The organism is Saliniradius amylolyticus, assembly GCF_003143555.1.
Taxonomy (GTDB): Bacteria; Pseudomonadota; Gammaproteobacteria; order Enterobacterales; family Alteromonadaceae; genus Saliniradius; species Saliniradius amylolyticus.
This window is the reverse complement of the sequence record NZ_CP029347.1, coordinates 1,542,183-1,560,796: the sequence shown is the minus strand read 5'-3', so window position 1 is coordinate 1,560,796 and position 18,614 is coordinate 1,542,183. Positions and strand designations below refer to the sequence as shown.

Sequence of the window (18,614 nt, the reverse complement as noted above, 5' to 3'; positions counted from 1 at the left end):
AGAACGCGAAAGGAGAGCACCCAACTGAGTCAGGCGCTTGAGGAGCTAGAGCGCGTAGCGCAAAGGATTGCCAAACTTCGTAACTCTGCGTAGCCACTCAACTATGCATTTAACATAATATACATTATGCGCATATGTGATGTACGGGAATATTTACAAAAGGTACTTTTATTGCATCTGGCATTAATTGACTGATTTGAGTCGTATTTTTGTCAGTTGGCATGGAGTGCTGTACATGAGTAAAACTAACCGAAAAAAAGTTAAAAAAAATTCATGGTTCTTTTCCCAATGTTGGCAAGCTGGCCTGATCCACGGTGGTTTATCTGAATCGGATCTGGTTCAGCGGTTGGTTGATTTCTTCGGTGTGAGCGCCCGGACGGTTCGCGGCTGGCTCAATGCTGAGCATGATCCGCACCCTTGCGCCTTAAAGCTGCTAAGGCAGCGTATTTGTGGGGTTCCGCCGTCTGAGTCTTGGTCTGGCTGGTCGTTCTCTGGTGATGCGTTGGTCAGCCCTTATGGAACGACGATTACGCCAGAGATTGATAATAAGCTGCGGTATTTTCAAAACGAGATCCGGCGTTTGCGCATCGAGAACCAGGCGGCCAGCAATGAGCTTAAACGCCTTAGAAAAAGTTATGACCCCGAGTTTGTATCCCGAGTGCGTCAGGCTGCGGAGTTACTCAGCGATGTTGACGGGTTGCCGGTATGATGGTTCACTCTTGAGCCTCTGGAGTATTGCGAGTTTTACAATATGGAAAAGGAAGAATTCTTCGACTATCTCAATTCTATTGGTGCTAGTTGCCCTGTCTGCGGCAATGTAGATAAGCTTGGTGCTTTTATGCAGCCTGTGGTTGATGATGATGGCAACAAACGCAAGGTCGTAGCCCGCTATTCAATCCCACTTGAAGAACACTTAGGCTCTGAAGGCTATGTTAGTCATTTAGCCGATCCTGATTTTTTACCAGTTGATGCTTTTTTAGCTGCTTGTGGTAACTGTGGGCATATTATTCCCTTCAACCCAGCATTAATTCAAAAGCGGATGGAAAAAAAGGCCGAGAGGATCTCAAAGGAAATCCTTGAGAAAGAAGAAAAGTCTAACAATGAGGATGGACCCCATGAGTGATGATAAACAACAGTTGGCGCCTGTCTTTGAGCTTCCAACACGGCATACAGGCTTCTATAATGAAGGTAATGATTCAGGCGGCGGAGGTGGAGATTTGGAAACTCGTGTAGCAAAGTTAGAATCTGATGTGGAGCATATCCGCTCTGACATTAGCGACATCAAAACCGATATTCGTGAGATTCGGAAAGACAACCAAGAGATGAAAGATGCGCTGAGTGATATTAAAGTCGGCTTGGCCTCTAATCGTGCTTGGTATGTAACCACGGCTACGGGCTTAGCTATCGCCGCTTTTACTTTTGCCCGCTTTCTTTAATTACATATCAGACACTACTAAAGGGGCCTTAAGGCCCCTTTTTTAACGCTTCATTAATATGCATTCGTTGCTATATACCTTTACAACACTGACATCGAGAGTTTTTTCAATGTAGGCCACGTCATCGTCATCTATCGGTGATGATAGTCTCATAGCTATTTCTGAACCTTCTGGCACATCTTCTACCAACGGTTCGATATAGCCGTGCCCAGAATGCGGTTTGTTGTAGTTATATTTGTAAACTTTTGTCATGTTCACCTCACGAATAGACCAGATTAGGTAGTATGATTCGTGAGTGTCTAATGTCAATCCAGTTGAGTTCTGACAGTCTCGCCAGTAGATACCTGGATTATGGCACCGCCTTGGGCATATTTGAAGCCGGGGCGGAGCTGGCGGGTGCCGGGTTTGAATGGGTCGATTGCGGCGGTGGCCGGGGCCGTTGTTTCGGGCTGCTCTCGATTCGCCATAATGGCCTTGGTGTTGCGCACGATGCGGCGGCGGAATTGGTCCATTGTTATCCTCTCTGGTTGCTCAGTTCTAGGGTTTTAATGCGGGTGTCGTGCTCTTTCAGCGTTTCGTTGATGGTGTCGTCAGACTTGCTCAGATAGTCAATATGGACGGTTAACGCTTTTACGGTGCCAATGGCGGCGACTACGCCGGTAATCAGTGAGCCGATAACGGTTATTGCTATGGTTTCCAGCATACTACTTAACCTTTTTCAAAACGATCAGTGTGACCAGTGCGGCCACGCCGAGAAATACGACTTTCTCCCCTACCGTCAGATGCAGATTGACGGGCTTTTCTGGGGTGACGGTGGCGTTAACGTCGAATTGCTGCGGGATGCTGAAACTCACTGTTTGCGCCCTCCCTTGGCAGTTATGAAGCCTTCAAAGGCTCCACCTCCAAAGTAAAACGCGAGAATTACCCCGACCAATACGGCCATATCCCCTTTCAGCATTGTCATTTGGTCGTCCACGTTAATCCAGAACGACATAGCGAAGGTGATAAACCACGCCAGCCCATAGGGTACGCAGAAAATCACGGCAAGCAGACGCTGGGCCAGTTTGAAGGGTTCGTACAGCTTTAATAGCCGCTCCCGGCCATGGGCCTTTTCTTCGTCGGTGTGCCATAGGGCGTCCCCGGTGTTAACAACGGCGCTTACACCCTGGCTAACGGTTTCGGGACTGAATAGGGATTTTATCCAACTGAACATAGCCGCTCCTTAATCGTCCACTATGCCGCTGGTGTGTTTGCGGAGCTGGTACACCACCACGGCACCGATCACGGCTCCGGCAATAGTGGTAACTAGCCACGGCCCGTTAATGCGGTTCATGCCAATACCTCGCCGATGCCCATGTAATCCCCGCCGACGCGGGACCATAGCGCGGGCTGGGACTCGGTTTTGTCGGTTCTTACGTCTACATGCAGCATATTTCCGGGCTGAGTGTCGGTATACAGGCCAATTCCGGTAAAGCCGACCTTGCGGGCGGCGTCATAGACGGTTTGCCGCTGTTGGGCGGTGGTGATGTATTCGCCGTTGAGTGTGGGGAATACGTCGATGGCCCTGACCTCACCCCACATATCCACGTTGTGTTGGGAGTGATCGCCGGAACCGCCGTGGCGGCCCAGCGCTCCATTCACCGGGGAAACGTGGATCGGTGAACCTAGTTCCTCGCGCAAGGCGTCGAGCTTTTGCAGTAGTTCGCTGTTCATCAGCGGATACCAGGCCCCAAATTCAGAGGGCGCGAAGTGCTTTAGCTTTGGCTTGCTTAAGATCTTACTCACGATAATTACTCCAATTGCGAGAATTGCAAAATGCCAGGGCTTCATTGTTTGGGCTGTTCGTCTGGGGTGCCATCGGCTCGCAGTTCGTCGGCTCGGCCAGTGGCTAAAATTCCCACTTGTTCCAAATATGCCAGACCATCTACAGTGGCCGGGAAATCCAAGTCCACAAAGCTGCTGCTCATTAAATCCTTTTCCAGCACTTTAACGGTGCTGTCGGCGCTATCCTCAATGGCGACCTTTTCAGTGAGACTTAACCGGCGACGGAATGAGCCGATACTGATAACCCGGATGGGTTCAGGCTCGTTGGCTGGCGCTGGCGAGAACTCGCCCGTGGCCGGGTCGTATTGCTGGCCCACTAGCGCAGAGTCATACTCTGGTACTGGCACCAGTGCGGGATTGTCCACTTCGCCGGAGAGCTGGGAGACACCGACAACGATATTTTCAGCGTTAAGCTGCGCGTAATAGTTAGACATACTCGATCACCTCCCAACTTAGGGATACATTAATATTTTGACCGAAGTCGTTGTAAATCCGGATTGTTGTCGAATTTAGCAGCCTATACGTGATGTAGCTCGTATTGTCGTCAGAGCTGTATTTTCCGGCTACAGATGCATTCAGCATCGACTTCGACAGCGCAATAGAGCTAATAGGGATGTCATGGCTTGCCCCGCCAGTTATATAACCTGTGAAACGCCCCCTCTGAACACTAGAGATTGGGCTTTGCTTGGCGTTAATGTGGCTTTTGATATTGTCGCGGGCGTTTGCAATGTCTGTATTAATGGCATTGCGAACACCGGATAGCGACCAGCCCGCCCGGACGTTTGTATTTACCCAGTCAATCACCTTGTCGTATAAACTGCCTGCTGTTGTTCTAACAATTTCAGCTTTTACAGCATCGCGGGCCGCATTGACATTTGTTGGCGTGGCGCGGGTGCCGATGCGACTGTTTAGGGCGTCATATAGCAGCTTGTAGAGACTGCCCGCAGTTGTCCTAACAATTTCGTTTTTAACATTGTCTCGTGCGTTATTTACATCAGCGGCGGTAGCCCAGCCTGATAACGCATTAACGACATTGTAAACCTGCGTCAGGTCGCGATTTCCCGCGCCTTTTACTGAATCTCTAGCGCCGGTAACGTCAGCAGGTGTTGCGCGAGTATTAATACGTCCGTTTAGGGCGTCATATAGCAGCTTGTAGAGACTCCCTGCTGTTGTGCGCTGTAGCTCCGTGAAAATCTCGCCCCGCAGGGTGTCATTTTCAGCGGTTGTATGGTCGTTGATTGTCTGTACGTTGGTGTCCAGTTCACCATTAACTGTGGTGATGCTTTCCAGGATCGCCTCGTTTTGGTCATTTTCGGTGGCTATCTTGGTCAGGATCTGATTGAGAACGTCGTTTAGCTGGGCGCCCAGATTGCCGGTTTCGGTCTGGACCACGCCCTGAGTATTGCCCGCTTCCTCCAGTATCTTGGCGAACAGTTCAGCCAGCAGATACGCTGACTGGTCGTTCAGAAACTTCGGCATATTGATAGGGTTGCTCACTCCGTTCATGGCCGGTACTCCTCTGATACAGTCAATGTGGCGTCCTGGCCATCCGGGTTATAGGCCCATATTTCGGCGGCGTTACTGACTGTTGTACTCGCTGGGGCATCTAGTGCCCCTCTCAACATTAATCCGCCCTGCCCGTCCACTAATGAGTTACCGATTCTCACCATGGTCATCTGGCCACTGATATTTTGCACAGAGACAAGGCGATTGGTGTTGTCCCTGGCGTCTACCAGCTTTTTAGATTGGCCGGCGGGGATCACAACGTCCGGGTGTTGCTGAATCACGTTGGCCGGGATGTGCCGCGTTTTGCCGTCTTCAATACTGCTGACGGTGGCGCTGACGCTGATACCTTCTTGAATCCGCTTCACTACAACGTCATTTTCGACTGTGACAACGCCGGTTCCTGAGCCTGTCACCGGGATATTGGCAATTTCGTATTCGACCTCTACCGGGTCGGTGCCCTCGTTTTTGAACGCTACCTCGGTCACTGATGCCAAGTCATACTGGCGGGATACCTTACCCACCAACTCGCCAAATTCAGGCGCTGATACCACGAATTGGCCGGTGGCGTTAATTACAGACAGCCAGCGCCCGGATGTTTTGATGGGAAGCTCTTGGCCGGGGTTTATAGTCTTAATCGGCATTTACTTTCTCCCGAATGCAACAGCGGCAGTAATCAGCACCAGCGCCACAGCCACATAAAGGATCATCTTTTGGCTGGACTCGGCGACCACGTCTTGCCCTTGCAAGCTGGCGCTCTTGGCAAGCTCGGTAATGGCTTCGTTGTTCTTGGTTTGATTCTCGCCGAGGGCCTTAAGCACGGCATTTTGGCCGGTGGCGTTCATGGCGGCATTCTGGCTTAAGGTTTCCTGGAACTTGGTTGCTTGCTCGCCTAGTTCTTCCTGATATGACTCGGTAATGCTTTCGGTCACCCGCTCCAAGCTGCCGATAACCTCACCACCAAACCCAAAGCCCTCTGTCAGAGCGTTTTTGCTGACTTCCTCAATGGAATCGGCCGCTGTGCTGGTGATATTTTCAGCCGCATTCGTTGTTGATTCGATGGCTTTATCAGCCAGCCCCTTAAGGTCATCGGATTGACTCTCGGCCAGCTGGCCAACTTGCGACAGCGATTCTTTACCGAAGTCGAACGCATCCCCAACGATTTCAGTATTGCCACTGATAGATTCTTTACCAAAATCAAAGGCATCCCCGACGATTTCGGTATTACCTTCTATAGACTCAGAAATAGCGTCTTTACCGAAGTCGAACGCATCCCCAACGACTTCTGTATTCCCCTCAATGGACTCGTTTATCGCTTCCTTGGCAACTGCTTCTGCAGACTGCACCGCGCCGCCATCGACAATATTGATGGTGCCGTTATTTCCCGATAACTCTCCTTCGTTGTCGATGTTGACGCTGTTATCGGTGTTAAAGGATTCGTCAAACTCTCGATTATCGGAATTGTCCGTATTGAACGAGTCATCGTAGTTCTGAGACTGGTCATAATCGTTATCGACATCTGTTTTATTGGTTGTTGTGGTGTTGTAGGAGTCCTCTACTGTCGTATTATTGGAGTCCTCAACATCCACCGAGCTATCGGTATTTCCCGAGTCGGAAACCTCGATCTCAGTTTCTGACTCATCGTTAACGATGTTTTCAGCGCCCGCGAAATCACCATCATTGACGTGGTTAATCGTCTGCTGGTTATTCGTCGTGTTCTGTGAGCTTCTTGATTTACTGCCCATGAGGACCCCTTATCTCAGGCGATAAATGCGCTGACCATGAAACGGCTTTGGAGCCGTTCTTGCTGGCATCGGAGAGCGAGACGGATACGATGGAACCCCACGGCGAGTGCGGCTCTGCCGGTTCTTCTCTCGGCGGCGGCGTTTGTGGTCTTTTTTTGCTTGCACTGTTGCCGGGTTTGGTGCGGCAAAGCGGTTAAGCAAGTTGTTAATACTGAACATTATTAACCCCTAATTTAAATACGTACTCGTCTCGCCCTAACAGGCGCTTTCGAACCTCGGACAGCACAATAGGCAGACCGGACAGGCCCTTTTTCAGATGTTCCGGGGCGCGGGTATGAAAGCGAATGGTCATCGCATCATTACCCCTGGCAAAGTCGATTAACTCGCCTCGGTTTTGGCGAAGGTTTCTCCCTGCTACCGCCACAACAACCATTTCTGCGGCCTCAAACCGAATTACCGCGAGCATATCCCGGCTGTGGGTGATGTAGAGTCGGGAGATACCGCGTTCGATTTCGCGGAAAACCTCTTTCTCTGCATTACCCCACAGAGCAGGCTTAAGCAGCTTTTTGGCTTCTTTGGTTAACTGGATGCGCTTCATATCACTTCCTTAAAACAACAAACAGGACGCCAGCAACTGCCAACGCAATAAGCCAAGACGGTATTCCTGTTTTGTAGTTCAGGCCGCCAAAGTCGTTATTACCGGCCTGTAACCCTACGTCACCTGTGCCTGATGCGGCGCTGCTGCTGTTACTGGCACTCATGCCCCCCGCGCCGCCGATCATTTGGACACCTGCTTATAAGCGACATAAACCGCGCCACCGATAACGGCCCACTTAATGGCACTTCCGAAAGTGTCAGAGCTGAACAGGCCAAGGCCGAAACCGGCCCCGCCTGCAATTAACGGCCAAAATAAGAACGGCATAGATCCCCCTTATCGGCGCACGGCCAGCAGAAGAACGGTAAACAGTAGAGCTCCGCCCATAACCATCACTTGGTTATCTTTCACCCATTCCATAAGGCCGGGTGCGGGTTGCTGTTGCTGCTGAGCCGGTGACTGTTGGTTATTAGTCAGATTTTGTTGAGGGTTTTCCTGATTGGTGTTCCCTAGCTCATTCTGAGTCCATGCCCTGGCATATTCCTGGGCGAGTGGTGAAATCGTATCCACCACATCGCCCCCAAAGTCCATGATGGAATCCCAGATACTCGTTGACTGAGTTGTTTCCATGACTCCCCCTTATGCTACGCGCTTAAAGCCCTCAATACGGGTTTTCAGTGCGCCCTTAGCATCCACCGTAAAGGTAAAGTTGAGGTTGGCCGTTTCCACGGAATCACCCTTACCAAAGCCGAACTGAGTAAAGTCCAGAAGCAGCTTACCCGGTTGAGGTGTCACCCCTGCATAGCGCTGTAAACCATGATCAATGTCGCTTCGGTGCATCTCGCGAATGGTCGTGGCTCCACGCTTAACGATCACCTTTGAAATGGATACTTCGGATTCGTCGATGATCATGTGCTGAACATTTAGATTGGGCGAGCCGTTGGGGAAGCTCCAATCATAATCACCGGCTGCCGGGGTGTACTGAGTCACCTCATACGCCTGGGGGATCATGATGCGTCCACCGCCTTGTTTCGCACCTTGAGGGTTGGGCGATACATAGGCTTTACCCTTGAGGGTCAAATCTGCGGGGTCGGCTGCATCCTTAGCGCCAAATTCCACTTTAAGGGTGATGTCATCATACTGTGAGGTTTTCAGCCCTGATACGTGAATCCCTTCCAGCGTCCGATAACGGAACTTGGACAGGTCGATGCAGAAACGACCTGTGGTTTCGTGCAGGTTAAACAGCTTATCGTTCAGTTCCAGGTCTTTACCCGAATAATAAGCCACTGGCGTTCCACCAATGTCTACAGTCACCTTTTTCAAGGTGGCTTTCTTAACCAGATTGGTTTCCAGTTCCAGGATTTGATAAACCAGGCCGCCTTGCAGCTTGATGATAGCTTCCTCGCCATACCCTACGCCAGTTGGCCCCGCCAGTTGGATCATGGATGCCGCTAGTAATGAAGTCTTCACGATACCCCCTTACCCGATTACGTCTTCGACGGCGTCTACGTTGTTTGATGCCCAAACAACGAAGCCCGAACCGATGATCACCAAGCCGATGATAACGGCCAGCGATACGCTTTTTTTCTTCGTCAGAAAGTCCATAGAGTTACCTTGTTGTGTGTTGCCTGAAAATGCGTCAAATGTGTTTTTCAGGAATAACAAGGCCGGGAAGGAAAGACCGAACCCTATTCGGTTATGGATTCGGTCTTTTCGGTTAAGCGTTAATCAGCCGGTATTGCTTGGATTGGGCTTTAAACTGGGCTGGAACCCGCGCCAGTAGCGGTTTATTCGGTTTTATGTTCAGAGCCACTTTTTCATAGTTGCCTAGCCCTGGCTTTTTCAGCAGATAGTGGAGTCGGGTTTTATCTTCGCCCACCTTAAACGCCTCGTTGAGCTTGCCAAGCTGCACGACTTCATCCAGTGAGCAGCTTAATTCTGACTTCATTCGCTCGGCGTCAATCATGGATTCCTGACCGCCGACAACCTTAACCGGTGAGTTTGACCAGACCGTTTTAGGCACCTCGGTTGAACGCTGAAAGTCGGCGCTCATGATCAGGCCAAACTTGCGGCCGCCGGTGTAGCATTCGCCCAGAATGCTCGATTCCTTACCCGAGGACAGGACCATTCGGGCCAGCTCGGAGATATGAACATGCAACCGGCGAGCGCCATCACTGGCCGCCCACATCAATTGGCAGAACCACAGCAGCTCGGCGCGATCACATCCAGACTGTGGCTGATACGCTACCCTGAACGGCTTGCCACTTTTCCATGCGGTGGCAAAGGCGCGGCCAAAGGCTTTGCGGGTCTTGAAGTGGTAAACGGCGCGGCCCCCGATGCCGCCTTGCCGGTTCTGGTACTGGTATTCGCCGTAAGGGTCGAAGATAGCCAAGCAGGGCTTGGCCGGTATTAACCCCATCCAGTTAATCGCAACGCCCTTCCCATTGCCGGACGCGGCCACATAGGTGATGTGCTCAGAATCAAGGGCGTTATTCGGATTGATCGCCATCCGCGCCCCCTTCTGTCTTGTTGTCCTGGTCCTTTCTTGGGTTCAACTCCTTTTCGCGCTTCGCCTGGATCAACTTTTCGGTTTTCACTTTACGGAATACAGAGAAACCGAACATGAGCGTGGCAAAACCCATCCCCATATAGGGCATGTAATCCAGTAATTGCTTCACCCAAGGCGGCAACTCGTCCTCGCTGTTAAACAGCTTGCAGACGCCGGGGGCGAGTGTGTCGGCCAGATCCCGATATTCAAGCTCCGATAAGGTGGCATCGGTGCGCGTTACCATGCCGATGCAGTTTGTCAGCGTCCGGGCGCTGGATAAAACCTTCTCCTTGGCCTGTTCCTCGGTGAGGAATTCGGTTCTACCCCCTGATTCCTCGCCGGTCTGGACCGAATCGCCGGATTCGGTCTTGGCTTCGCTTTCTGCCGTTTCGGTCAGGAAGCTGTCCAGATCCATACCATCAAAAACCGAATCCATTACGCCCCCTGTGGTTGTGGTTCAGCCTTACGGGAAAGCCGTTTAAAGGCGAAATAGCCCCCAGCTCCGACCATGATCACAAGAGCAACCAGGCCGAAAATATGCCAGCCGGTTAAGCCGCCCTTTTCGGATTCGGTCTTTTCCGGCTCTGCTGCGGTTTTGGCGGCGGGTTTGGACGATGGCCGCCACAATTCCGGCTCGGATTTATTCTCATTTTCCGCGCCGGATTCGGTTCGAGCGGCCAACGGCTCGGGCTCCTGCTCGGGTTCCGGTTCGGTCTGAGTTTCGGTGTCTGATTCGGGTTGTTCGGTTTCGCCATTCGGTTCTGATTCGGGTTCAGAAACCGCATCTGCTGCGGGTTGTTCGGGTTTTCCGGTGCCAACTTCGCGCATATTCTCGGCCACGTAATCCTGAAAGGCATCATCCCCGGTCTGGTTTAAGCTCTTGCAGTGCTCGCAATAGGTGTAATACAGATTACGCCCGTTGGAGCGCTGGCGAACCGATGCAATTTCATCACAGGCGGGGTTCTGACAATCAATCTCACCGACGATTTTTGGATTGTCTTTACGCATGGGCGGCCTCCTCCAACTGCTTAACTCGGTCTTTCAGCGTTTCCAGCATCTGGGAAAGCTGGCTGACTTGGTGACTCAGGCTAATGGTGCGCCGGTCCAGACCGGCCACAACTTCAATCAGGTTGATGGACAGTTGCATGGCCTTGGGGCCTAACTCCTGCGCCTTTTTCGCTTGCAGGTCTACCCGGTAGCCGGGTACATCTGCTGCTTCCTTACTTAATTGAATTAGCCCCTTCGCATCCTCTATCAGTTTTGCGACTGACTCGGATTGGGTCGGTTGTTGTGCGTCTTCTGACATGGTGTTACCTCTGTTGGTGTTGTGTTTTGTTCTTCGGGTAGATAGAAAACGACTACCCATACCAGCGTTGCCCAACAAAGCCACCGGCCTATCGGCGCTATGACTTCATCGAACAGCTTTACTATTTCACTTTCTGACATGGTGTTACTCCTACTGTCATTTCCGAATTACCTATCCGGATGCAGATTTCACCGCCGCCCAGGGCCTTGATGATTGGCTCTACATTATCGAAGGTTAGCGCCGCGTCTGCGGACTCAATGCGGGATAAGGTGGCCTGTGTTACGCCCATTTTTTCTGCCAATTCTCCCTGCCCTATGCCCTGGGCTTTTCGTTGCTTTCGTATCCAGTCGGCAAGGTGCTGTCGGTAAAGGGATTGAGGAAATCTGTTGCTCATGCTGCCACCTCGCACCAGTTCCAGTCAGCGGGAATCATGCCGTTAACCGGCTCCACTTCGGGCGGTGCCCTGAATCCATAAAGCGCGTCTAACCACATCGCCTGGTTACTCAAGTTGCGCCATTGGTTCCAGAACTCGGAAACCACGGCCTTGTTCAGCTCGCGGCCCTTGGTCTTGCACCAGTCCACCACGGCACCGGCCAGCCGAACGCCCTTTTTGCTGTGCTCAACGACCTTAGCCCGCCAGCCACGGTTAACGATGGCGTGATGGATGAATGCCTGGGTCTGCTCCGGGGTGCGGAAGGTGATTTGATAGCGGTGGCCCCACTCGGTTTTTTCGCGCTGCTTTTGCAGGGCCTCCAAACGGGCTTTTTCCCGCTCAAGGCGGCGGGTCAGGCGCTCGACGTTGGCCTTTTGTACTTCCGGCCGTACTTTGTGGTAACGGTTCCAGCGGGCAAGCTGGGCTTGGTCGTGCTTTATGTTGTCTCTGGCCTGCTCCAGCTCCTGCTTAATCCGGTGCTGCTCGTTTTGTTTCTCAATGCCCATTTCATAAAGCACCTGGCTGGCTCGCTCGGCTTCGAACTCGGCCAGCACTTCCCACCCCGGAGCGCGGGCGCTGCGGCTGATGTTGTAACGGTTGCCCCGTATCCAGCCCTGAGTGCTGATAAGCTCGCCTGTGTCTTTATCCAGCGTGTGGTTGCCCTTGGTCATGTATCCGAGCGCCTTAAGCAAGTACCCGGTGGCCGCTTTGGGGCTGTGGATTCGCTCAAGATGGGCGAAGCCCTGCCCCCATGCTGATTCCATCTGCTCCGCCCAGCCCTTGAAATACTGTTTAGGCACATGCCAATTCATCAGAATATGCACATGGGGATTCTGGCCTGTGATCACTTCCCTGGTTTCGCCTACGGCGTTGGTAATTTTGCCGTACTTGGGCGGTGCTTCGGCCACCCAGATATAATCCAGCGGCGCGGGGACGCGCTCCGGGCCATAGTCGGTGTGTTTAACATCCCACGTTGGCCCGAATTTAACCGGCGCGGCGAACATTTCGCCTTGGGCTTGCTCCCGTTCGTCCTTGCTGGGCGTCCACGTCCAGCCGCGCTGGTAACGCTTCTGCATCAGGTCAAAGAACCGGCTTACTTCTCGGCCAATGGTGCTTTCGGTGTCAAAATCTACCGGCGTAAACGGGCCTGCTGCCTCATGGCCGGAGCACATATCGCCGACCCCATACACCCAGCTAAACTTGCCAGAGGCCATCACGGCCCCGCACTTGTCGCCCTTTTTGCCGCTGGCGTTGTTCCGCCATGCCTGAATATCAAGGATGCGCCGCCTTGCGGCGGTGTCAAAGGTCAGCGTTAGGAACGTTGAAAAGCCACGGCGGCACGTTGCCACATACGCGCCGGAATCGGTGATCGCCCTTGCGGCTCTATCGGTCAACTTCTCGGTCCACCGGTCCCCAAGCTGGGGAGCCGGTGCGGCCATGTGACGGCCTAATGTTTCAACTCTAACCCGCTGCTCGCCCGACCACTCACGGCCATAGAATCGCAGTATGGCGGGCCTGTCTGCCCCTGTCTCGCGTCTATCTGTACCTGAATTTTCCGTTGTCGGACTTTTGCGGGTATAGACAAGCCTATCTGTTCCCGCCGTTACCGGCGGCGCTTCGCGACGGGATTGTTGCTGTTTCACCCACCACTTGTGTTCCCACTTTTCCTCCTGAGTAAAGCGGGCGTGGCGTTGGGCTAGTTCGTCAGAATTGCATCCAAAAAAACCCGCTTCCGGGGCGGGTTGTCTGTCCCGGCCAACGTTGACCGGGATGTGTTCTATTACGCGGGGGGTCATCCTTGTTTCTCCCTTTCCAGCCAGAGGATGCAAAGCACGACAAAAGGCCAGATTATCGCCACTGGCAATAAGCAAAGCTTATTTCTCCACGTCAATTCCCTGCCCTTAACTAAATCCCTAAAAAAGATGATAAAACCAACTAAATATAAGCCGACAATGCCGCCTTTAATCATTTCCAGTGCTACGTCCATCAAGCCGCCCTCCACTCTTTCCACATCAGGTAAAACAGCACCAAGGGCCAAAAAACGGAAGTAGCTAGATATTTAGATGTGGGTTTATAGACTCGAAATCCTCTTTTTAGCTCAAGCAGGCTACAAACAAGGCCATACAGATAGATGGCGATACCAAAAATACCCGCCATATCCAAAGCTGTATCAATCATGCCGCCGCCCTCCCTTGCTGGTACTGAGCAAGCTGGGCCTCAAGCTCTGTCACTCGGTCCTTTAGGTTGCATTTTTCTTCGACTAGAGCGGTCAATTGCTGGACTAACTCTTTGCGTCGATGGCATTCCGCCTCGTAGCTGTTTTTCAGGCGGGTAACTTGGTTCCAAACAGGCGCAGGGATCGAATTGGTATTAAAGAGTTCAACCCAGCAAAAATCCGGCGCTATGGCCGGATTCTCGTCATGGGTCACCACATCGGTGATCACCGTCATAATCGCAAAAGCGTTACTCTTTCGGTCTGTCCCGTCGCGCAGGTCCAGCAAATCGCCCACGCAGTAATGGCGGTCCTTGCGAACAACCAGCGCCCGCTTATGACCGGCGCGGATGGCGTCAATGGTCTGTGATTTGGTGCAGAGGGTGTGTAATTCTCCTAACATGATCACACCCCCGCCTTGCTGGTCAGGCCGAAGTCCATGAGGTTATCGGCCACCGCTTCCCGAAGGTCTACCCCCTTAATGAGTTGCCTAAGCCAGTACCACTTGGCCTCTGCATCATGTCGCCATAGCCAAACAAAAGCGGCCCATTTAGAAATGGTGTTCACTGTCTTCATGCTACACCCCCTGAATGCTTTATCAGGTGGTCTAACGCGACCATTCCGGCATGTTGGCCGCACAATTTAACGCCGTTGATGCTGTAGCGGGCATATCTAACGCATCGTTGCCTTGTTTCGATTCCGGCTATTACCTGCCTGGTTATTCGCTGGCATCGAGCGGCTCTGGTGTCCATTCTGGGGCTGTGCAATCTCTCGGCCTGCATATCACGCTCTTTGGTGCACCTCGCTAGGCTCTTTCTTTTTGATGGATTTTTAGCGAGTGAGCTCATTCCTGCAAACGGCATGATCACACCCCCGCCGCTTCGCGTTGGGCTTCGGTGCCGATGGTGTCGATGTTGTGCTTTCTGCAGAAATCTTCCAGTTCCGCCAGATTGGGGAATTCCACTACCGATTTAGTGGTGGTCCGTGTCCCGTTTACCACGAGATTAAGCGCGAAATAGTTGTGATGCTCATTCACAACGGCTTGAAGCCCCACCGCCTGCATATCGGGCGCTGAGGTGGTCAACATTGCGAAACCTGGATGCTGTGTAAATTCTGTCATGGTTATCACCCTTCCCCGGCCTTGGCCGTTTAGTTTGGATTTAGGTTGTATTCACTTCCGCCCCTGTAGCATTAGGGGAAGGGTGCAGGGGCGCGGTTTCCCGCGAGCTACCCCCTGACCCTGATTTAGGAAGGAAAATGTCTAAAAAACCGCAACCCGGCCAAGCGCTGGAGTATTGCGAGTAATCCCGCCAAGCCAGATTGCTTAATTACATTAGCTCGACCCATCGAGGTAGTTCAATAGGGTGTAACCGTTGCAGGCCTTGAACGCATTAACTATTCTTATGTTGCGAGTAAATCTGGAGTATTGCGAAATGTTCACTACATGCGAATTGCTAGACCGTGTGAAAGCCACGTATGACCTGCGTTCCGACTATGCAGTTGCGAAGAAAATTGGTGTGAGAACATCATCCATGACCAGATACCGGAAGCACGGCGGCACTTTGGATGATTCTGTTGCTGTGGAAGTTGCGGAACTTTTAGAGCTAGATCCCTTTCAGGTTCTGGTTTCTGTTCACCTTGAGCGAGCGCACAACCAGCACAACCAAAAGTTGGTTAATGTCTGGCAGCAGTACGCTGCTTAATCCTGTTGAATTGCAACTTTTGCAAATTTCCCTATTCTTCTGAATCCCCCGCCCTGACTGAGTTTCAGGGCGATTGATTTAACGATTCAGAATATACATAAGACGAACCCAGATAGCCGTTGTCAAAAATCGTTGGCCAGTTAGTTTTAGTTATTAATGACTTTAGACAGACTTACAAATGGTGTTGAGAGAAGCTCGTCAAATAGCTCTGGTTTATGTAAGTAGTAACCTTGTACATAGTCGATGCCCATGTTGACTACTTCGTTATAGATCTCCTCATTTTCGACAAATTCAGCGACAGTCGGAATGTTTCTTACCTTAGCCACGTCAATAAATGATCTCACTGCAACTCGGTCAAGCTCTTCCGACAGAATAGCTCTGACAAACTGACCATCAATTTTTAGGAAGCTCGTATCAATGTTTTTGAGATATCCGAATGATGATGCTCCACTCCCAAAGTCATCGAGAGCGACATTAACTCCGATTTCTTTCAACTTGTCGACGAAACTGACAGCATCAGCAATCGACCTTACAGCTGTAGTTTCCGTTATTTCAAAGCATAAAAGATGCGTTAGTGATCTCGGCAAGGCTTGTAATACATTAATTACATCACTGTGGAACCGACGATCGCTTATGGATTGACCGGAAACATTGATATTTACTTGTTTAATGTCACTCCATACTGCTCTTTTCTGCAGTAAATCTATGGTTTCTTCAATGACATACAGGTCTATGCGGGCGGACAAGAAGTAGCGTTCTGCAATAGGTAAAAATGTTCCTGGAGATATGTAACGATTTCGCTCATCTCTAAGTCTCAATAAGACTTCAACGTGCAAGGCTTGATGCTCATCCTCAACTGAGAAAATTCTTTGTGCGAACAAATCAAAGCGTCTTTCATCAAGCGCTCGCTCTAACTTAGTAGCCCACCCCATTTCCACATGACGTAACTTAATGTCCATGTCCGATTGTTCCCAAACATGGACCCTGTTTCGCCCACCTTCTTTAGCTGCGTAACAGGCCCCATCAACAGCCCGCATTAGATCAGAAAGGCTAGTCCAAATGTCGCTAATGGGTACCAAACCAATGCTGGTACCTACTCTAAACGACTGATTACCATGGTAGTACCTGAACGCATCGACTCTCTGCCTAATGTCGTTAGCAACAGTGGTCGCTCTTGCAATCTCACAGTTGCTAAGGATTACAGCATATTCATCACCGCCGATACGGGCTATGATGTCACTGGAGCGAACCTCACGTTTCATCAAGTTAGTTACCTGTTTTAGCAGTTCATCGCCCGCAGCATGACCACAGGTATCGTTAACAATCTTAAAGTGATCAAGATCGATAAAAAGCAGAGCGTGAGTATTTTGATTGGAGTGGCAATCGTGGAGAGCCTGTTCAATTTTTGTTTCAAATGCAGAGCGATTGAGTATACCTGTTAGCGCGTCGTGAGTAGCTCTGTATTCAACTTCGTTATTTGCTCTGCGTTGCTCGGTTACATCATGAAAGACCATCACGGCCCCGATTGTTTCGCCATTTTCATTTTTAATTGGGGCGGCTGAGTCTGCAATGCTGTACTCTTCGCCATACTGGGATATCAGTTTGGTATCCGCAGCAAGCTCCACGGTTTTGTCTTTAGCAAGGCACTCTTCAATTGGATTACTGACGGGGATATTCGTATACTCGTTCACTATATTAAATACGTGTTGTATATCCTTACCTTTCGCATCATGGATTAAGAATCCAGTCAGCTGCTCAGCAATAGGGTTCATCCATTCAACCTTAGCCTTATTATCTGTTGTAATTACCGCATCGCCAATGGACTTCAATGTCACTCGCATGAGCTCTTTGGCTTCATGAGTTTCTTTGTGAAGTAAATAGGTCTCTGTTATATCTTGGAACACCCCAAACAATCGGATGCATCTCTCTCCGTCGAACTCAGCATCACCAATCGCCCTAACCCATATAGTCCGACCTTTTCCTGTCACAAGTTCTAGCTCTAGGTCCCAGCCTTTCCCTGTTTCAATTGCCAGCTCTACAGCTTGTTCAATTCTGTTTCTACTCTCTCCCTCTTTATAAAATTGTATTGCTGTTTCCATACACGGCTTATAATTGTTTTCAACTTCATGGATTTTTCGAGTTTGCTTACTCCATTGAATCTCACCAGTCTCGAGGTTAACCTGCCAAGTCCCAATATTTGCAATGTCTTGGAGTTTTCTTAATGTCTTTGCATCTTCTCTAATCCGTGCAAGGTCATCATTATGTTTTTCCTCAGCGCTAACTAACTCTTGATTAATTTTATAATCAATAAATTTTCGTCTTCGATGTAAAACGTAGGTGCTGATGACCGCGAGTAACGTTATAACGGTAGAGAATATTAGGTAGTTTAAGATAGGCTTACCCTGAATATGACTAACTATCCAGATTTCATAACTGCTTCCCAGAGCAGTCTTTAATCTAAGTGGCTCACTCAGCCAAAAGGACCACTCTTCAACGAATGCACCCTCTCTCTCTATACGATTAAACTTCTTTAAATCAGAATTTTTTAAGTTCCAACCTGAAGATGTTTGATGTCCAAACCTCACTTTGTCATCAGGATGGGCCAACAGCACGCCAAACTGATCAACAATCCAAGTCTCAACTTGATCGAGTTCACCAATATTTGAGTCTAAACCATCTTTTACAGAGAGATTGACGATCAATAGCACACGTTCATTTCCACCCAACTGCAACCATTCCATTACTCTAATGACCGGTTGCCATGGCTGCTCTATAACTCCTCTTTCCTGATTAAGTTCGACCCTTGAAATTAATTGAGAGGTAGAGCTTTCTAAAGCTCTTTTAAAGTAGCCTCGATTAGACTTATTCTGAAGTTCATTAGTCGGTATTTTGGTGACATCACCTGTATCACCTCTCTCATATCTGACTATCTCTTCGCCATTTTGCTTGATAAGCCTTATTTGTAGGATATCGGGATCAATGAAAAACACGCTTTCTATCAAGGGGGTGAGATAGTTGCCATTAGCGCCGTTCTTACTACTCAAGCTATCTTCTAGTCCTGCTACAATTCGACGACCGGACTTAATACTGTAACCTATGCCCTGAGCCGCCTCCCTAACACCGTCAGAGCTCTGCTTGAGATACTGGTTTGCCTGTTCCTTAAAGAAGAAGAAAGACAAACTGAATATGGATATAAATAAGAGCGAGACTATACCAGCGGTAAGAATGCTATTGCCTTTAGGCCTGACCATGACAAAACTTCCTTTTCTGCTTTCACATAGATACTTACGTCCGGAATACCCTTTTAGA

31 protein-coding genes are annotated in these 18,614 nt (G+C 50.4%); 4 read left to right on the top strand and 27 right to left on the bottom strand.

Annotated elements, in window-relative coordinates; translation table 11 throughout:
• The first annotated feature begins 235 nt into the window (after positions 1-235).
• Genes HMF8227_RS07310 through HMF8227_RS07300 form a run of 3 tightly spaced genes read left to right on the top strand, consistent with a single transcriptional unit; the run spans position 236 to position 1,436 of the window.
• Complete coding sequence (locus HMF8227_RS07310) at positions 236-709, top strand: DUF3653 domain-containing protein (protein ID WP_109339555.1); 474 nt, start codon at positions 236-238, stop codon at positions 707-709.
• 42 nt (positions 710-751) lie between these two features.
• Positions 752-1,123 (top strand): hypothetical protein, encoded by a 372-nt coding sequence (locus HMF8227_RS07305; RefSeq protein ID WP_109339554.1) that lies wholly within the window; start codon positions 752-754, stop codon positions 1,121-1,123.
• Positions 1,116-1,436 (top strand): hypothetical protein, encoded by a 321-nt coding sequence (locus HMF8227_RS07300; RefSeq protein WP_162558540.1) that lies wholly within the window; start codon positions 1,116-1,118, stop codon positions 1,434-1,436. Before HMF8227_RS07305 ends, HMF8227_RS07300 begins: the two co-directional genes overlap by 8 nt.
• Before the next feature lie 42 nt (positions 1,437-1,478).
• Here the strand turns inward: HMF8227_RS07300 and HMF8227_RS07295 are convergent, their stop codons facing one another.
• The 26 genes from HMF8227_RS07295 to HMF8227_RS07185 form a co-directional block, all read right to left on the bottom strand.
• Positions 1,479-1,688, bottom strand: a complete 210-nt coding sequence (locus HMF8227_RS07295) for a hypothetical protein (protein ID WP_109339552.1) — start codon at positions 1,686-1,688, stop codon at positions 1,479-1,481.
• 53 nt (positions 1,689-1,741) lie between these two features.
• Positions 1,742-1,948: a hypothetical protein gene (locus HMF8227_RS07290; protein ID WP_109339551.1), complete on the bottom strand. Its 207-nt coding sequence runs from the start codon at positions 1,946-1,948 to the stop codon at positions 1,742-1,744.
• 2 nt (positions 1,949-1,950) lie between these two features.
• A complete protein-coding gene (locus HMF8227_RS07285) occupies positions 1,951-2,139 on the bottom strand; it encodes a hypothetical protein (RefSeq protein WP_109339550.1) in 189 nt (62 codons plus the stop codon).
• A gap of 1 nt (position 2,140) precedes the next feature.
• Positions 2,141-2,290 carry a hypothetical protein gene (locus HMF8227_RS15050; protein ID WP_162558539.1) on the bottom strand — a complete coding sequence of 50 codons (150 nt, stop codon included), beginning with the start codon at positions 2,288-2,290 and terminating at the stop codon, positions 2,141-2,143.
• Positions 2,287-2,649, bottom strand: coding sequence for a hypothetical protein (locus HMF8227_RS07280; RefSeq protein WP_109339549.1), 363 nt, complete (start codon positions 2,647-2,649; stop codon positions 2,287-2,289). The genes HMF8227_RS15050 and HMF8227_RS07280 overlap by 4 nt, the downstream gene beginning before the upstream one ends.
• A 116-nt stretch (positions 2,650-2,765) precedes the next feature.
• Positions 2,766-3,221 carry a hypothetical protein gene (locus HMF8227_RS07275; RefSeq protein WP_162558537.1) on the bottom strand — a complete coding sequence of 152 codons (456 nt, stop codon included), beginning with the start codon at positions 3,219-3,221 and terminating at the stop codon, positions 2,766-2,768.
• A gap of 41 nt (positions 3,222-3,262) precedes the next feature.
• On the bottom strand, positions 3,263-3,694 hold the full coding sequence (locus HMF8227_RS07270; RefSeq protein WP_109339547.1) for a hypothetical protein: 432 nt from the start codon (positions 3,692-3,694) through the stop codon (positions 3,263-3,265).
• Positions 3,687-4,766, bottom strand: a complete 1,080-nt coding sequence (locus HMF8227_RS07265; RefSeq protein WP_109339546.1) for a hypothetical protein — start codon at positions 4,764-4,766, stop codon at positions 3,687-3,689. Before HMF8227_RS07265 ends, HMF8227_RS07270 begins: the two co-directional genes overlap by 8 nt.
• A complete protein-coding gene (locus HMF8227_RS07260) occupies positions 4,763-5,407 on the bottom strand; it encodes a hypothetical protein (RefSeq protein WP_109339545.1) in 645 nt (214 codons plus the stop codon). The genes HMF8227_RS07265 and HMF8227_RS07260 overlap by 4 nt, the downstream gene beginning before the upstream one ends.
• Positions 5,408-6,508, bottom strand: coding sequence for a hypothetical protein (locus HMF8227_RS07255; RefSeq protein WP_109339544.1), 1,101 nt, complete (start codon positions 6,506-6,508; stop codon positions 5,408-5,410).
• Between the two features lie 205 nt (positions 6,509-6,713).
• Positions 6,714-7,106 (bottom strand): hypothetical protein, encoded by a 393-nt coding sequence (locus HMF8227_RS07250; RefSeq protein ID WP_109339543.1) that lies wholly within the window; start codon positions 7,104-7,106, stop codon positions 6,714-6,716.
• 180 nt (positions 7,107-7,286) lie between these two features.
• Positions 7,287-7,430 (bottom strand): hypothetical protein, encoded by a 144-nt coding sequence (locus HMF8227_RS15110; protein WP_204101040.1) that lies wholly within the window; start codon positions 7,428-7,430, stop codon positions 7,287-7,289.
• Between the two features lie 9 nt (positions 7,431-7,439).
• On the bottom strand, positions 7,440-7,733 hold the full coding sequence (locus HMF8227_RS07240; protein ID WP_109339541.1) for a hypothetical protein: 294 nt from the start codon (positions 7,731-7,733) through the stop codon (positions 7,440-7,442).
• Positions 7,734-7,742: 9 nt separating this feature from the next.
• Positions 7,743-8,573, bottom strand: coding sequence for a major capsid protein P2 (locus tag HMF8227_RS07235; RefSeq protein ID WP_239421231.1), 831 nt, complete (start codon positions 8,571-8,573; stop codon positions 7,743-7,745).
• Positions 8,574-8,582: 9 nt separating this feature from the next.
• Positions 8,583-8,708, bottom strand: a complete 126-nt coding sequence (locus HMF8227_RS15245; protein ID WP_275425500.1) for a hypothetical protein — start codon at positions 8,706-8,708, stop codon at positions 8,583-8,585.
• Positions 8,709-8,820: 112 nt separating this feature from the next.
• On the bottom strand, positions 8,821-9,612 hold the full coding sequence (locus tag HMF8227_RS07230) for a hypothetical protein (protein ID WP_109339539.1): 792 nt from the start codon (positions 9,610-9,612) through the stop codon (positions 8,821-8,823).
• Positions 9,593-10,087, bottom strand: a complete 495-nt coding sequence (locus HMF8227_RS07225) for a hypothetical protein (protein WP_109339538.1) — start codon at positions 10,085-10,087, stop codon at positions 9,593-9,595. The genes HMF8227_RS07230 and HMF8227_RS07225 overlap by 20 nt, the downstream gene beginning before the upstream one ends.
• Positions 10,087-10,659 (bottom strand): hypothetical protein, encoded by a 573-nt coding sequence (locus HMF8227_RS07220; RefSeq protein WP_109339537.1) that lies wholly within the window; start codon positions 10,657-10,659, stop codon positions 10,087-10,089. The genes HMF8227_RS07225 and HMF8227_RS07220 overlap by 1 nt, the downstream gene beginning before the upstream one ends.
• Positions 10,652-10,957, bottom strand: a complete 306-nt coding sequence (locus HMF8227_RS07215) for a hypothetical protein (RefSeq protein WP_109339536.1) — start codon at positions 10,955-10,957, stop codon at positions 10,652-10,654. Before HMF8227_RS07215 ends, HMF8227_RS07220 begins: the two co-directional genes overlap by 8 nt.
• 121 nt (positions 10,958-11,078) lie before the next feature.
• On the bottom strand, positions 11,079-11,351 hold the full coding sequence (locus tag HMF8227_RS07210; protein ID WP_109339535.1) for a helix-turn-helix domain-containing protein: 273 nt from the start codon (positions 11,349-11,351) through the stop codon (positions 11,079-11,081).
• Positions 11,348-13,186 (bottom strand): HlyD family secretion protein, encoded by a 1,839-nt coding sequence (locus HMF8227_RS07205; protein ID WP_162558423.1) that lies wholly within the window; start codon positions 13,184-13,186, stop codon positions 11,348-11,350. Before HMF8227_RS07205 ends, HMF8227_RS07210 begins: the two co-directional genes overlap by 4 nt.
• Positions 13,183-13,380 carry a hypothetical protein gene (locus tag HMF8227_RS07200; protein WP_162558536.1) on the bottom strand — a complete coding sequence of 66 codons (198 nt, stop codon included), beginning with the start codon at positions 13,378-13,380 and terminating at the stop codon, positions 13,183-13,185. Before HMF8227_RS07200 ends, HMF8227_RS07205 begins: the two co-directional genes overlap by 4 nt.
• Positions 13,377-13,568: a hypothetical protein gene (locus HMF8227_RS07195; protein ID WP_109339532.1), complete on the bottom strand. Its 192-nt coding sequence runs from the start codon at positions 13,566-13,568 to the stop codon at positions 13,377-13,379. The genes HMF8227_RS07200 and HMF8227_RS07195 overlap by 4 nt, the downstream gene beginning before the upstream one ends.
• Complete coding sequence (locus tag HMF8227_RS07190) at positions 13,565-14,005, bottom strand: DUF3850 domain-containing protein (RefSeq protein ID WP_109339531.1); 441 nt, start codon at positions 14,003-14,005, stop codon at positions 13,565-13,567. The genes HMF8227_RS07195 and HMF8227_RS07190 overlap by 4 nt, the downstream gene beginning before the upstream one ends.
• A 2-nt stretch (positions 14,006-14,007) precedes the next feature.
• On the bottom strand, positions 14,008-14,178 hold the full coding sequence (locus HMF8227_RS15045) for a hypothetical protein (protein ID WP_162558535.1): 171 nt from the start codon (positions 14,176-14,178) through the stop codon (positions 14,008-14,010).
• Positions 14,179-14,467: 289 nt separating this feature from the next.
• Entirely contained in the window at positions 14,468-14,722 is a 255-nt protein-coding gene (locus tag HMF8227_RS07185; RefSeq protein WP_162558533.1) for a hypothetical protein, read from the bottom strand.
• A gap of 412 nt (positions 14,723-15,134) precedes the next feature.
• Here HMF8227_RS07185 and HMF8227_RS15040 point away from each other — a divergent pair, with 412 nt between their 5' ends.
• Entirely contained in the window at positions 15,135-15,305 is a 171-nt protein-coding gene (locus HMF8227_RS15040; protein WP_162558532.1) for a hypothetical protein, read from the top strand.
• Between the two features lie 146 nt (positions 15,306-15,451).
• On the opposite strand, the gene HMF8227_RS07175 is transcribed toward HMF8227_RS15040, so the two are convergent.
• Positions 15,452-18,556, bottom strand: coding sequence for an EAL domain-containing protein (locus HMF8227_RS07175; protein ID WP_109339528.1), 3,105 nt, complete (start codon positions 18,554-18,556; stop codon positions 15,452-15,454).
• Positions 18,557-18,614 lie beyond the last annotated feature (58 nt).

What these genes read in the sequence shown, in the direction of transcription:
- HMF8227_RS07310 (WP_109339555.1), top strand. Translation starts at nt 236, where the DNA reads ATGAGTAAAACTAACCGAAAAAAAGTTAAAAAAAATTCATGGTTCTTT.
- HMF8227_RS07305 (WP_109339554.1), top strand. Translation starts at nt 752, where the DNA reads ATGGAAAAGGAAGAATTCTTCGACTATCTCAATTCTATTGGTGCTAGT.
- HMF8227_RS07300 (WP_162558540.1), top strand. Translation starts at nt 1,116, where the DNA reads ATGAGTGATGATAAACAACAGTTGGCGCCTGTCTTTGAGCTTCCAACA.
- HMF8227_RS07295 (WP_109339552.1), bottom strand. Translation starts at nt 1,688, where the DNA reads ATGACAAAAGTTTACAAATATAACTACAACAAACCGCATTCTGGGCAC.
- HMF8227_RS07290 (WP_109339551.1), bottom strand. Translation starts at nt 1,948, where the DNA reads ATGGACCAATTCCGCCGCCGCATCGTGCGCAACACCAAGGCCATTATG.
- HMF8227_RS07285 (WP_109339550.1), bottom strand. Translation starts at nt 2,139, where the DNA reads ATGCTGGAAACCATAGCAATAACCGTTATCGGCTCACTGATTACCGGC.
- HMF8227_RS07280 (WP_109339549.1), bottom strand. Translation starts at nt 2,649, where the DNA reads ATGTTCAGTTGGATAAAATCCCTATTCAGTCCCGAAACCGTTAGCCAG.
- HMF8227_RS07270 (WP_109339547.1), bottom strand. Translation starts at nt 3,694, where the DNA reads ATGTCTAACTATTACGCGCAGCTTAACGCTGAAAATATCGTTGTCGGT.
- HMF8227_RS07265 (WP_109339546.1), bottom strand. Translation starts at nt 4,766, where the DNA reads ATGAACGGAGTGAGCAACCCTATCAATATGCCGAAGTTTCTGAACGAC.
- HMF8227_RS07260 (WP_109339545.1), bottom strand. Translation starts at nt 5,407, where the DNA reads ATGCCGATTAAGACTATAAACCCCGGCCAAGAGCTTCCCATCAAAACA.
- HMF8227_RS07255 (WP_109339544.1), bottom strand. Translation starts at nt 6,508, where the DNA reads ATGGGCAGTAAATCAAGAAGCTCACAGAACACGACGAATAACCAGCAG.
- HMF8227_RS07250 (WP_109339543.1), bottom strand. Translation starts at nt 7,106, where the DNA reads ATGAAGCGCATCCAGTTAACCAAAGAAGCCAAAAAGCTGCTTAAGCCT.
- HMF8227_RS15110 (WP_204101040.1), bottom strand. Translation starts at nt 7,430, where the DNA reads ATGCCGTTCTTATTTTGGCCGTTAATTGCAGGCGGGGCCGGTTTCGGC.
- HMF8227_RS07240 (WP_109339541.1), bottom strand. Translation starts at nt 7,733, where the DNA reads ATGGAAACAACTCAGTCAACGAGTATCTGGGATTCCATCATGGACTTT.
- HMF8227_RS15245 (WP_275425500.1), bottom strand. Translation starts at nt 8,708, where the DNA reads ATGGACTTTCTGACGAAGAAAAAAAGCGTATCGCTGGCCGTTATCATC.
- HMF8227_RS07230 (WP_109339539.1), bottom strand. Translation starts at nt 9,612, where the DNA reads ATGGCGATCAATCCGAATAACGCCCTTGATTCTGAGCACATCACCTAT.
- HMF8227_RS07225 (WP_109339538.1), bottom strand. Translation starts at nt 10,087, where the DNA reads ATGGATTCGGTTTTTGATGGTATGGATCTGGACAGCTTCCTGACCGAA.
- HMF8227_RS07220 (WP_109339537.1), bottom strand. Translation starts at nt 10,659, where the DNA reads ATGCGTAAAGACAATCCAAAAATCGTCGGTGAGATTGATTGTCAGAAC.
- HMF8227_RS07215 (WP_109339536.1), bottom strand. Translation starts at nt 10,957, where the DNA reads ATGTCAGAAGACGCACAACAACCGACCCAATCCGAGTCAGTCGCAAAA.
- HMF8227_RS07210 (WP_109339535.1), bottom strand. Translation starts at nt 11,351, where the DNA reads ATGAGCAACAGATTTCCTCAATCCCTTTACCGACAGCACCTTGCCGAC.
- HMF8227_RS07205 (WP_162558423.1), bottom strand. Translation starts at nt 13,186, where the DNA reads ATGACCCCCCGCGTAATAGAACACATCCCGGTCAACGTTGGCCGGGAC.
- HMF8227_RS07195 (WP_109339532.1), bottom strand. Translation starts at nt 13,568, where the DNA reads ATGATTGATACAGCTTTGGATATGGCGGGTATTTTTGGTATCGCCATC.
- HMF8227_RS07190 (WP_109339531.1), bottom strand. Translation starts at nt 14,005, where the DNA reads ATGTTAGGAGAATTACACACCCTCTGCACCAAATCACAGACCATTGAC.
- HMF8227_RS15045 (WP_162558535.1), bottom strand. Translation starts at nt 14,178, where the DNA reads ATGAAGACAGTGAACACCATTTCTAAATGGGCCGCTTTTGTTTGGCTA.
- HMF8227_RS07185 (WP_162558533.1), bottom strand. Translation starts at nt 14,722, where the DNA reads ATGACAGAATTTACACAGCATCCAGGTTTCGCAATGTTGACCACCTCA.
- HMF8227_RS15040 (WP_162558532.1), top strand. Translation starts at nt 15,135, where the DNA reads ATGACCAGATACCGGAAGCACGGCGGCACTTTGGATGATTCTGTTGCT.
- HMF8227_RS07175 (WP_109339528.1), bottom strand. Translation starts at nt 18,556, where the DNA reads ATGGTCAGGCCTAAAGGCAATAGCATTCTTACCGCTGGTATAGTCTCG.